Source organism: Bacteroides fragilis NCTC 9343 (assembly GCF_000025985.1).
Lineage (GTDB): Bacteria > Bacteroidota > Bacteroidia > Bacteroidales > Bacteroidaceae > Bacteroides > Bacteroides fragilis.
This window is the reverse complement of sequence record NC_003228.3, coordinates 4,765,578-4,778,486: the sequence shown is the minus strand read 5'-3', so window position 1 is coordinate 4,778,486 and position 12,909 is coordinate 4,765,578. Positions and strand designations below refer to the sequence as shown.

The 12,909-nt window shown below is 43.9% G+C and carries 7 protein-coding genes and 1 pseudogene; all 8 read right to left on the bottom strand.

Annotated features, from left to right (window positions below):
- Window positions 1-76 precede the first annotated feature (76 nt).
- A complete protein-coding gene (locus tag BF9343_RS19730; protein WP_005822185.1) occupies window positions 77-937 on the bottom strand; it encodes a glycoside hydrolase family 16 protein in 861 nt (286 codons plus the stop codon).
- A gap of 30 nt (window positions 938-967) precedes the next feature.
- Window positions 968-3,328 (bottom strand): family 20 glycosylhydrolase, encoded by a 2,361-nt coding sequence (locus BF9343_RS19725; RefSeq protein ID WP_005822184.1) that lies wholly within the window; start codon window positions 3,326-3,328, stop codon window positions 968-970.
- A gap of 256 nt (window positions 3,329-3,584) precedes the next feature.
- Window positions 3,585-4,418 carry a glycoside hydrolase family 16 protein gene (locus BF9343_RS19720; protein WP_010993681.1) on the bottom strand — a complete coding sequence of 278 codons (834 nt, stop codon included), beginning with the start codon at window positions 4,416-4,418 and terminating at the stop codon, window positions 3,585-3,587.
- A gap of 87 nt (window positions 4,419-4,505) precedes the next feature.
- Complete coding sequence (locus BF9343_RS19715) at window positions 4,506-6,122, bottom strand: RagB/SusD family nutrient uptake outer membrane protein (RefSeq protein WP_010993680.1); 1,617 nt, start codon at window positions 6,120-6,122, stop codon at window positions 4,506-4,508.
- A 14-nt stretch (window positions 6,123-6,136) separates the two neighbouring features.
- Window positions 6,137-9,382 carry a SusC/RagA family TonB-linked outer membrane protein gene (locus BF9343_RS19710; protein ID WP_005822182.1) on the bottom strand — a complete coding sequence of 1,082 codons (3,246 nt, stop codon included), beginning with the start codon at window positions 9,380-9,382 and terminating at the stop codon, window positions 6,137-6,139.
- Between the two features lie 267 nt (window positions 9,383-9,649).
- Window positions 9,650-10,789: a cyclically-permuted mutarotase family protein gene (locus BF9343_RS19705; protein WP_005811457.1), complete on the bottom strand. Its 1,140-nt coding sequence runs from the start codon at window positions 10,787-10,789 to the stop codon at window positions 9,650-9,652.
- A gap of 96 nt (window positions 10,790-10,885) precedes the next feature.
- Window positions 10,886-12,124 carry an MFS transporter gene (locus BF9343_RS19700; protein ID WP_005822181.1) on the bottom strand — a complete coding sequence of 413 codons (1,239 nt, stop codon included), beginning with the start codon at window positions 12,122-12,124 and terminating at the stop codon, window positions 10,886-10,888.
- Window positions 12,125-12,133: 9 nt separating this feature from the next.
- Window positions 12,134-12,898, bottom strand: a pseudogene (locus BF9343_RS19695) (AGE family epimerase/isomerase); the annotation flags it as partial.
- Between the last annotated feature and the right edge of the window lie 11 nt (window positions 12,899-12,909).

Here is a 12,909-nt window from a genome sequence, read left to right as displayed (position 1 = left end):
TAAAATTAAATTATACACATATATTGTTTACACTTATTACCTTTCAGTTTTAAAACAGCCTTGTAACAAATGATATTTATTTATCGCCCGTATCGGACTGATTTTCATTATTTAACGACACAACACGCACCCAGTCAACCCACATCTCTCCCGGCAAATCTTCATCACAGATTTCTCCCGACCATGTCATCCTGCCATTCAATTCGCCTCCCAACGAGAAGTTCAGAATTATATTGAAGGGATATTCACAAAACGGATACTGTAATTTCCCCTCATCCAAGTATTGATTCCCATATCTCCAGGTCTCTTTGCCGTCGACATAGAATATAACTTCCTTTTCAGTACGCTCCACTGCATATACATGATCCTTAGTCACATCAAAGTTTTTATCAGGATTCTTGTTAGTTACGCCCGCAGAACCGTTTGCTCCGTTTATATAATAAGTATGTACTGTCTGATAGATCTGCAAGGGAGTTCCTTGAACCCATTCCATAAGATCTATTTCTCCCCCTCTGGGCCATTCCGGTGCTCCTATGGGCATTTGCCAGATAGCGGGAAAACCTCCACGAACCAATTTGGTTAATCTGGCTTTAACTTCCAAACGTGTACCACAGGGAAAACCGATTTTGGAGAATACCCCGCCATTTTTATAAGTCCCGTTATCCTTACAGGCCCTCAACTTCAAATAACCATCCTCCACTTTTACGTTTTCATAACCATTCACATCCCTAAACCACTGTGACCAGGCATTGTTAGCATACGTACAAAGTTTCCAGACTGCTGTATCGGGCACGACGGAGCTACCGTCAAAACTGTCAACAAATAAAACACTATCCGGTTTAATCCGATCCTCTGTCCCTACTCTTTCTTCTCTGGCAGATGCATGGATAATACCCCCGCCTGCAATAAACAGAAAACAATATAAAATTCGTCTCATATGATTATATTTTTAAAAAGATTATAAGCTCTACTTTTTTCTCCAAAGCATGTCACTTGTTATTTTTCGGAATTTTTTCTCATCAGACTTTCGCAGCATGACAACTCCGTTATTCCAGTTCGAAGGCCATCCTCCGATGATGTGCCCCAAGAAAACGAGTTTCAACTCATGCATCCCCTTCTCCAAAGCAATGGAGCGGTCATTTCGGGAATGACGTTTCACCTCTCCACCATTGTTTACAAGTAATTTTCCGCCGACCCAAACCTCTTCCAGATCAGAGGAGAAAAAGTAAACACCATTTTCAGGAATATCAATAAATCCAGTGGCCACAGCAGCATATTGTCTTACGTCTCGCATAGAATTCGTAGAAGGCACGAATGACGTTAATTCCCCCGTTTCTCTGATATCCGTACTGACATCCACACTCTTGCCCGTTTTCATAAACTCCTGCATATTAAGAAACATACCGTATGTCACTTCCATATTTAACCCATGAAAACTCCCTTCTACATCCACAGCAGGCAAAAGTACCTGCTTCTCTATCTGGATTGTACGCACTTTGCTCAGTTTTCCAGAGGATAGCAACGAAGCGATCTTAAGGATACCGTTCTGATAAAAAGAAAGAGGAGAAGTATAAATTTCCGAGGATACTCCAGGTTCAGTACCGTCAAGCGTATAAACTAAGCTAATAGGACGGCTCGTGGTAAATTCCAGAGACACACTGTCTGTAAAAGCGATATGGTCACAAGAACCGCCCGGCTGCTCCGGCAATGGAATGTGGTAATTGACGCCATGTCCGTCCAGACGGACATACGCGTTGTTGATACGCCGTTCAAAATCCACGTAATTCTTGCGTTTGGCATCAGTCCAGGCGACTTCCGCCAAAGCCAAGGAACGGGGATACATGTGATACTCACGGATATCATTATTATAAAAATATTCACTCCAATTATTAGCCTGAACCCCTATTATATGATGGTCCTTCCCAATAAGCACCAATGTGTCGGGTACGGGATTGTAATTATACACTTTTTCCAAAGTCGAACAACCGCCGATAGCTATAGGCTCAATCTTGCTGTCCCCCTGATAATAATCCAGATAGAGCCCGTTCGGACCGGGAGACATTATCGCATCATGTCCCGATAAAGCGGCCGATATACCGCCGGCATCACCCCGCCATGACATAATGGTCGCCGTGGAGTCAGGCTTGCCTTCCAGAATCTCATCCCAACCGATTATTTTTTTATCATATCGGGCTAAATATTTCCCTATGCGCTCCACAACGTAAGTATGCAGCAACTGCTCTGAAGTATGCTTGCCATCAGGCTTTATTCCCTCCTCCAGAATACGCTTCTGACAAAGGGGACAGGACTTCCAACTCTCTTTGGGGCATTCATCACCGCCAATATGGAAATAGGTGCCCGGAAAAAGGGCAACCATCTCATCAATGACATTTTCCAGGAATGTAAAAACACTCTCCTTACCCGGACACATTACGATATCCTCCACTCCCCAAATATTCCGAGGGGTAACGGGGTCTCCCTTACAGGACAGCCCGGGATAGGCGGATATAGCCGCAAGTTCATGTCCCGGAATTTCTAATTCCGGAATAATGGTGATAAAACGCTCGGCCGCATACGAGACAATGTCCTTGATCTCTTCCTGAGTATAATAAAAGGGGCCGTATTCCACGCCTTCCCCTTCAATACGCCTGCCGCCGATCTCCGCCAATCCTGGATATTGTTTTATTTCAATACGCCATCCCTGGTCGTCCGTCAGATGCCAGTGAATCGTATTTATTTTGAACATGGATAAAACATCTATCTGCTTCTTCACTTCTTCAACCGTCATAAAATGGCGGCAAGGATCCATATGTATTCCGCGGTATGCAAAACGTGGCGAGTCGATAATATTGGCGGCAGGAGCCTCCCAGTCAACATCCCGCACGATCCCGGCACTTTCTATTTCTGCCGGAAGCAACTGCAGAAAACTCTGCATCCCGTAAAATAATCCCCGGGGAGAACACGCTGTTACCTGCACACGGGATGATTCCACATCCAATGCATAGCCTTCCGGAGAGAACGTTGCACAAGAATCCAGTACTAGAGTAATTTCTCCTTTATCCTCCACCTTGACATCGTACCCGGTTGCCAGACTGATTTTAGCGGCAAAATACGTTGCAATCTTTTTTGCCTCAGGGGTAATGGCTCCTATAGAAACACCATCGGACAATTTGAAACTTCCCTCACGCTTTTCTAAAGAGCGGGGCGTGGGAATGATATTAATGCCGGCATTATATGATTTCGCAACATGTCCGCCCTCTCTACACGAGAGTGACGAAATCAAGAATATGCCTGCGCATAAAAACAAGATACTTTTTTTAATATTCATCAAGATACAATTATTGCATTAAACTTTTTCTCTTTGAAGGACAAGAACACATTATGGGAGAGTGGAGAAATATTATTATCCGTCTTTCCCAAGAATACCGAAGAGGACTTGTCGACACAACAATGCCGACAAATCCTTTCAATAGAGATCACCCCTAAAACAAACTTTTACGTCAAAAAATGAAAAATATAAATTACCTATCATATCACATCATAGAATATATCTTGTCAACCTCTACCAGCGTGCTTTACAAAATCTATTTCCACTGATATACCCGCACATAATCAACTTGCATGGTAAAAGGTAAATGTTTCTCATTTATAGGACCAGCCATCCCCTTTCCACCTGCAACATTCAATATCAAGAAGAAAGGAATATCAAAGGGCCATTGTACAGCGCCCAAACCCTTGTTATAATAGGTTGCGCAAACTTCTCCATTTACCATAAAATCAATTTTCTTATCGTTCCATTCTATTCCCCATATATTCCATTCACCCCGCTTGAATTTAGACCCTGAATGACCAAAAGGATATGTCTTTTGCTCCGTACCAGTAGTATGTACCGTTTGTACAGCAACATCTAAATCTTTTATATGCTCCATTATATCTATTTCACCACTTGCAGGCCATCCCCCATATTTTGAGCTGGCGGGCATCATCCATATAGCCGGCCATGAACCGTCCCCTGATGAAAACTTGGCCTTGACCTCTACCTTACCATAAGTAAAATCAAATTTCCCCCCATCAGTGCGTATACTTCCGGATTTATATCCGCGGGGATCTGTTTCATCCTTCATAAACTTGAGATTCAACATGCCATCTTCACACCAAACAACGGATGTATCATTCGGCTTATAATAATAGGCATGAGCAACATCTCCCCTGGGAGTATAATTCCACTTCTTGGAGTCAACGGCCCCATCGATATTAAATTCATCTGCAAAAATTAAAACCCACGAATTATCATCCTCATTATCAATGGTATCCCTAGCCTGTTGGTTTTGATTGTTAACAAAAGAGATAGAGGTTTCATCTGAACATCCGACAAATAAACTACAAAAAAACAATAAAGTAAAATATTTCATTTTCATACAATCTCTATTTATATAATTAAATACACGGAAAAGTACATCCGGTTGGAATAAGACATACCTTCCCCTCCAACCGGATACCCTCATTTATTCTTCTTGCTTTTCGTAACCGGGGGTCTGTTCCAAGGCCGAATCATTATTAAGTATCTCATTATCCAACGGCCACAAAACTTTATATGCCTCAGTTTCTTGATTAAGCACCGCTCGTTTACCTTCAATATCCCCTTCTTTGCAGAACACTAATGGAATTCCGTCCTTTGCATTTTTCATGCGGCACAAATCCCACCAACGCTGTCCTTCCTGTACAAACTCCTTATCCTTTTCATGTAAAATAGCTAATTCATTAGTTAGAAAATCAGATGCCTTATATATATGCGAACCTGTCTCAGACTTATACGCCCTATTTCTGACTAAATTTATATATCTCTCAACATTTACATTATCACTCTCCATATTAGCAATCTCGGCTAATGCCAGATATACCCAGGATAAACGATAAAGAATAAAATCACCATCATAAACTCTGTTCCCCTGAGCATTGAGAGAACCCAAATTCTTACATACATGGGTACCATATATGTATAATTCTCCACTTTCCTTTTTCCGATATGAAGGCATAAATGTAGCTTCACGACGAGAATCACTATCCTCAAACTTCTCATAAAGGGCGAACTTATACTCATACTGCTGCTGCCCGTTATTCTGTATATCAAGCGCATCATTCCAAACACTTCCATCCGCCCTGTAACTATCTTTATTGGTCGTCCCGGAAACAAGGGAATAAGTATATGCGCGAGGAAGTGAATTTTCAGCTTCACCCTCCATATAGGAAACGGCCAATATCACTTCACTATTACCTTCGTTATCGGTGCTGAATATACGCTTAAAATCCTGTTGCAACTGGAGTCCATAATTACCCTCTACATTTTTTAAGAAATGCTTGGCCTTTGACAAATCTGATATATCGGCCTTGTTATCACCAATGGTCACTTTAGAATTCCATAAATAGACCTCGCCGGCCAGACATTCCGTAGCGGCCTTTGACCAGTATACCTTATTGCCGTGTCCATATGGGTCGAAACCTGATTGTTCTCCAAAATACTGAAGTGAAGTGTCCAGATCCTTTTTAATCTGTGCCATGACTTCACTGGGTTTAGCCCTCCCCAAAGAAAGTTTGAGCGGGTCAAGCTCTCCTTCGACAACTTCCACACCCAAACGAATGGGCACCCCACCATAGACCCTATAAAGATCAAAATAGTAAAAGGCGCGAAGACCATATGCCTGTCCCAAATAATAATTCTTTTTATTCTCCGGCATAAAAGCGGCATCTGTTACATGGGCAATAAAAAGATTGATATTAGTTATACAACCATAAATATCTCCAAATTTACTAACTCCAGGAGTCTCTCTGGATAAATTCTGTAAAATAATTGCACCGTTGGAAATAGTCAGTCCATCTGCACTTACACCATCCTTGTAATGCCCCCCCCTCAATTCTCCAAAAGTGATGACGTGCTGCCCGGCCTTAGCTCTTAAGGCATCATGAAGCCCATCCACATATGCACTGACCTGGGCCTCCGTCTTCCAGAAATTGCCGCTTCCATAATTGTCTATCGGGGCGAGATCGAGCAGGTCCCCGCATGAAGTTGTAACAATAGCAGCTACACACAACACCATATGATTTATAAATTTTATCTTTCTCATCTTATTCCAATTTTTTAAAATGTAACATTAACGCCAAGAATGACGGTCCGTGGCAAGGGGTATCCCGAGGAGATTTCCGGACTCACTGTCCTGGCAGATGTCAAATAACCCAAATTTTGTCCTGTAATTGAGAATTGTAACTTCTGCATATACAGTTTTTTAGACAATTCTTGAGGAAGAGTATATGACAGAGACAACTCCCTGACACCTAAATAGTTGCCCTTGGATGCAAACAAGGTAGAGGTGCGGTTGTAGTTGGCGGTTCCTAGCTGATCACCATATACATAACGGGGATATTTTGCATTTGGATTGCTTTCATTCCAGGTGTTGAAGACATCCTTTGTCGTATTGTAAGTCCCCTGCATACATCCTAAGAGCCATGGGGTTTGATTATCGTAAACCCAATAATCAAGCGCGAAATCAAAACGGGCATACAAGCTAAGTCCCTTCCAAGACATTGTGGTATTAAAACCACCAAACCAGCGAGGAGTGGTATTTCCTATTACCACCTGATCATACTGGTCAATCATGCCATCTCCATTCACATCCTTCCATTTCATATCTCCCGGCTTAATCTCTACACCTTTTGCCTGCTCGGCAGCAGAAAGTCTCTTCCAGGCATCAGGACCATACTGATATTTACCTTGAGCATTACCAGACTTTACAACCAAATCTCCGGGAATGTCATCCATACTTTGGTAAATACCTTCTGCCTGATAACCGACAAGCACGCCATATTCCATTCCTTCCTGAAAACCTCCGACCCACACCTTCTCATCTTCGAATACACCTGTTTCCGGATTTGCTATCTTCCGTCCTGTGTACACCTGCTGTCCTTCCTGTCTGTTGCGCGGCTCTTTGTTATAGGGCAGGGCTATGATCTTATTTTTGTTATAAGTTATATTAAGGGAAGCGTCCCAAGTAAAATCCCTGGTTTCCATAATTTTACCGGAAAGCTGTAGCTCAATTCCACGATTACGCAGTTTCCCATTATTGTTCCTTATAGAAGAGAATCCCGTGGTTGAGGGAAGTGTGAGGTCCGCATATTTGTCAGAGGTCAGACGGTTGTAATAATCGATATCCAGATTCAACCGTCCATCCAAAAGTCCTACATTCAAGCCTATGTCAAAGCTGGCCGTCTTTTCCCAACGAAGGGAAGGATTGGGTAAGGCTCCTATCAGGAAACCGTTATTACCATGATATTTGTTTGAATTATATGAACCTTGAAGGGTATATGGACCGATTCCGCTGGCATTACCGTTCAAACCGTAACTAGCCCTCAGCTTTCCATAATAAAGGAAAGGAAGTGACTCCTTCACAAAATCCTCTTTCGTGAAAACCCAGCCACCGGAAACTCCCGGAAAAAAACCCCACCGGTTCTTACCCAACAAAGAAGAATAACCGTCATAACGGAATACTCCAGAGAATAAATATTTACCCTCATAGTCATAGTTCAAACGACCAAAATAAGACAGGATACGGTAACGGCTATGACTCGAATCTATAGAACGTTTTCCCTCACCCGCATCGGTCAAGCCTAATTTTTTAAAATCATCGGTAGAGGCACCAAAACCGGATGCTGAGAAACCGTTATTATACTGATCATAAAACTCACTACCAAGCATAACATTCAAATTATGTGAAGTGGCAAATGTTGTTGTATAGTCCAAAACGGCATTATAAGTCTGAGAGAACTGGCGGGAATAGCTCGCACTGGTTGAACGGGTTCGATCCCATTGTCCCGGAACCGTCTCATAATCCTTGCGCATATTTTCTTCTACAGTATGAAAATAATACCAGCTGGCAGAGGCCCTCAAAACCAACCCTTTGAATAAATTTGCTTCCACGGACTGCATAAGGGTCAATTTGGTCCGTTCATTGTCCTGGTCATAACTTCTTGCAACATAGGTCTGGTTACCGTCGCCCGGAGATGGACCCAACGTCGAATTACCGTCTTCGTCTTCAAAACGGACGGTGGGGGGGGAGCTCATCACGCGACCAAAATAATCCGCCTCCGTCCCCCAATCGTTGTTTAACCATACATAATTAGCACGGCTGAAAGTTGCATTGGAAGTCGTTTTCAACCAATCCGCAATTTTGTATGAACCATTAAATGTGAAATTATAACGTGTATACTCGGTAGTGATAGGAGCTCCTGGGGAATCATTATAGCCCAAACTAGCATAATAAGTACCCCTATCATTACCACCGGACATACTGACTGTATAATCCTGCGTAACTACCGGGTTACGAAGATTATACTCCTCCGGCTTTGTCTCTTTGTATATGATTGTTTTGGAAGGATCCAAGGGGTCCGGCATTTCACGCCATCCCTTATCCAAAAGGTAGGCGTTTGCATCTGTTTTTCCCATAATGTTCCATACCATTTTCGGTCCAATCTGATTTCCCGTACCCAAGGCAGTGGAACCTGTCAAACTCGCCTGAGGTGCCCACGGGGTATTTTTATAGGCGGTACGAAGGGCTATAATATAGTCTTCCGCGCCCAGAAAATCATAGGGATTATTAACGTAACCAAGCCCCACATTGGCCCTAAAGTTTATTTCCCGATGTCCTGCCTTGCCTGACTTTGTCGTAATCAAAATGACACCATTACTTGCACGGGCGCCGTAGATGGCTGTAGCCCCGGCATCCTTCAGCACATCCATAGATGCAATATCCTGAGGATTGATATCATCAAAATTATCACGAAGCTGCCCGTCCACTACCACCAAGGGCCCCCCGGAACCATCGAAATTTGTACCACCACGTAATATAATTTTAGGAGACGAGGTTGGATTCCCCGAGGTGAGAGAGACCTTCAAACCGGGAACAGAGCCTGACAAGGCCTGAGAGGGATTGGTGTATATACCCTTGTCCAACATCTGGGGATTGACTGTCGAAATGGAATTCGTAAGTTTGGATCGTGATACCTTACCGCCATAACCCGTAACAACAACTTCCTGCAAAAGTTCACTGTCCTCTTTCAATACAATCTTAAAATTTGTTTTTCCCTTCACACTCAAGGTTTGGGAAGAGAAGCCGATGAATGATACCTGAATACTGGCATTCTCAGAAACAGAAAGTGTAAAATTGCCATCAACGTCAGAGACCGTACCATTCGTTGTCCCGACTTCCACAATACTGGCACCAATAACGGCCTCTCCCGCAGTATCCGTTATTATGCCCGTAATACTCTTCTTCTGTGCTACAGCTACAATGGAGCACAAAAGGAAAATAAATAAAATAAAATTCTTTTTCATGCAATTTGATGTTTTTCATTAAAAATTAATTTTGTAATAAAGGGGGATTCAGATCCCCAAAAGTCACAGTTCATGAAGATACAAATAAACACATATCAATTAAATTTGTAGGTTAATTTATGGATGCAAAGAAAATCTGCATAAAATAAAAAAGAGTCAGAAATCATTTAAAAAAACTCATCTAACATCCAGAACATGAAAATTCCATCAAAAAAAGAACCACAAAACAGAATGAAAGGGCCCAAGCTTACATCTTCAATTCCGCTGTTATTTTTGAAGAGATATACGGCAGATACCAGGAGTTCTCACGCCGGGCTTAAGCTCTCCCCCAATATAGAACAAAATATCTCCAAATACAACCAATGAGGAACCGGCCCGAGCCAGCATCGGAGAAGGGACACCAATCCGTATCCACTCACCCGACCGTACGTTATACGCCAGCAGCTGATCATTAAAACGATACCATTCTATAGGCTGTAGGAGATACTCTGATTCACGAACCATCTGATAACGGGCACTGATGGCATCCTCAAAAATATCCCGATTAACCCCGCCTGCACATATAAGCAGAACATCCCCATAGGAGACCGAGGCACCGCCCGTCAATGTGAGAGGTTCACCTTTTGTGGTGAGAGGTGCCTTAACCACCTGCCATTGTCCAGATTCAGGATGGTAACATAATCCATCTGTTGAAACAGACGCATCCCCTCCGGAGGTAAATCCACCGAAAACATACAATTTGCCAAGCAGAGAGGAACACACAGGCTGCACACGTGGCCTCCCGGGAAAAGGAACCTCTGTCCATCCTGCAGAATAATTGTCCAAGCAAAGAGAGAACATGGAACTGGAAGGAATCCCGTTCCTATTCCCACCCAGGACATACAATGTATCGCCCAATAGGGTTGCCGACATATTATCAACCGCATGAGGAAGCGGAGGCAAAGTCTCACATATCAAGCCTGAATCCTTCATGCAATCAAAAGAAAAGGAAAGTACGGAAGAAAACCGGTCGGAAGAGTTGCTTCCTCCAATAAAAATAAGCCTATCCGGCAAGGATACCGTAGCTCCATAGGCCGCCTCCATAGGAAGTTCTCCAGCCTTCACCCAACGCAAGGAAGAAGAGTCATCCACCCGGGCTATATAAATGCCCTTATAATAATGCTTGATCCCCCCTTCCGAAACCGGTTTATCCGGGAAATTGCATCCGCCGGCCATTAACAAGAAATCTCCTAACTTTCCGGCATAGCAACCGGATACTCCCAAAGCATATCCGGATTCTCCATCGGGAAAACCGTTCATGACATCAATTGTTGCAGCCCCGGGAATACTAACATCTGACGGGGTACAAGTTGACAAACCTAAACCTGCAATCATACAAACAAGTATATTTTTCTGATAATTCCACATAAACACTTTATTAAACGGAGCGACAAAGATCTTTCCTGGCCAATTCGTAAAATCATGATATATTTCCGAGCAGAGACAGACTCCGCAAAACTCATACTACTCCATGTTATCCGTTTGGGGCCTTAGGAAATAAAGCTGCAGGACAAGGGCACATAAAACACCGACACCAAGTATGGCGAACCCAAATCCCAGATTCCCCTGGTCAGTCCACCGCCCCAACACATGGGTCACGGCCGCTCCGGCGAAGACGCCTGTCATATTCATGATTCCATAGGCTGTAGCACGGTATCCGGAAGGAACAAACTGGCAAAGAATAGGCATATTGTTTGCATCAAAGATGCCGAACCCCAGACCGAACAGCAGACCTGCCCCGACCACACCGAAAACACTATGAGCGAACCCCAACAATAGCAAGGCAGGGATCGTTAACCCCAATCCAATAGCCCCTGTATACACACGACCACGAATATTTTTTAGGACCCAACGGTCAGACAGTATCCCTCCGGCAATTACTCCGAGAAAAGAGGAGAGCGCTATTGTGATCGTGGACAACGGACCGGCTTCGGACATAGGCATATCCAAACTGTCAGAGAACAGGGTCGGAAGCCAATTTTTAGTAGCCCAGCTAGGCAGGGAGGGCACCGCAAAATAGAACAGAATCACCCAAAAGGCGATATTGCAGAATAACAGCGACATTCCTTTGAAGATAGACGGGGAAGGTGCTTTCACCCCTTCGCGACACACCTGCTCTGCCGTGCCTGTCCCCTTGTTCTCACGAAGAAAAAGGATCAGAACGACTGCGTATATGATCCCAATAATTCCGAAGCCATGAAAAGTGGCATGCCAGGAATAGACGGCAGACACGGTGGCCCCGAATCCCCCGATAGCCTGACCGGTATAAAGGCCCGTCATATGAATACCCACGGCTAGCGAACGTGACTTTCCCTGGTGCCAATCCGCTATTAGGGAAAGGCCGGCCGGTATATACAAAGCCTCACTGATCCCCATTACAGCACGCAACCAATAAAGCTGTGTGAACGTTTCAGCGTATCCCATTCCATAAGTAACCGCTGACCAGACAAACAAACTGCCTACAATCAACCATTTGCGATTAAGACGATCAGCGATCATGCCCGCAACAGGACTCATGAATCCGTAAATCCAAAGAAAGACCGCCATCAGACGACCAAAGTTCTCCGCAGACTCAAGCGCCGAGATATCCACTTGCATGGCTTCTTTCATGGTGGAAAGCATCTGGCGGTCCATATAATTGAGAAGGGCCACTCCCCAAAGCAAACCAACCAATATCCAGGGATATATTCTGTTGTTTTTCATTATGTCCAATTACAATTTTATATTTTCCGTACCGGACAGACCGGATAAGATCTCGTTACACAGAACATGGCCCTTAATCATCATTCTGGGAATATGAAAAGGCCCTTTGAAGATATTCCCCTTGGCGGGCTGGGCCACACTGCCGTCGCGATGCAGATACCCGTACCATTCTCCGTATTCCCGGTCCGGGAAATGTGCATATGTCCAATCACTAACCTGATTGTGCATTTTCAAGTATTTTTCATCTCCTGTAGCTTCATAGGCATACAAAGTGGCAATGATTGCTTCCGTCTGCGGCCACCAGAATTTCATATCCTGTGAATAATCCTGTACGGGGAGATTCCTACAATCACGAAAATTGATGATACCGCCGAAATCCTTATCCCAGCCCCACTCCCAAGACCAGTCCAGAATGGTCAGGGCTGTTTCAAGCATCTCCTTGTCCCAGCCACGGTATCTGGATTCTTCAAGTATGAACCATGCCGTTTCAATACAATGCCCGGGATTGATGATACGTCCGTTAATGGTATCTATAAACTCACCGTTTTCCCCCACAGTCTCAAGCAGGGCATGAAACTCAGGATGCATAAAAAAAGTCTTCAAATCGGAAAGCGAATCATCGATTCTGGCTGTTAATACGGGATTGTCAATAGCCTCACGTATACGGGAAGCTGTATTGATCAGAATCATCGTAATGGAATGCCCCCGCAAGGAAAGGGTATCACAATATTTCGGAGACAATATTCCTGGGGTCGTAATGAAACGAAGCACCCGGAAGGTGTCTG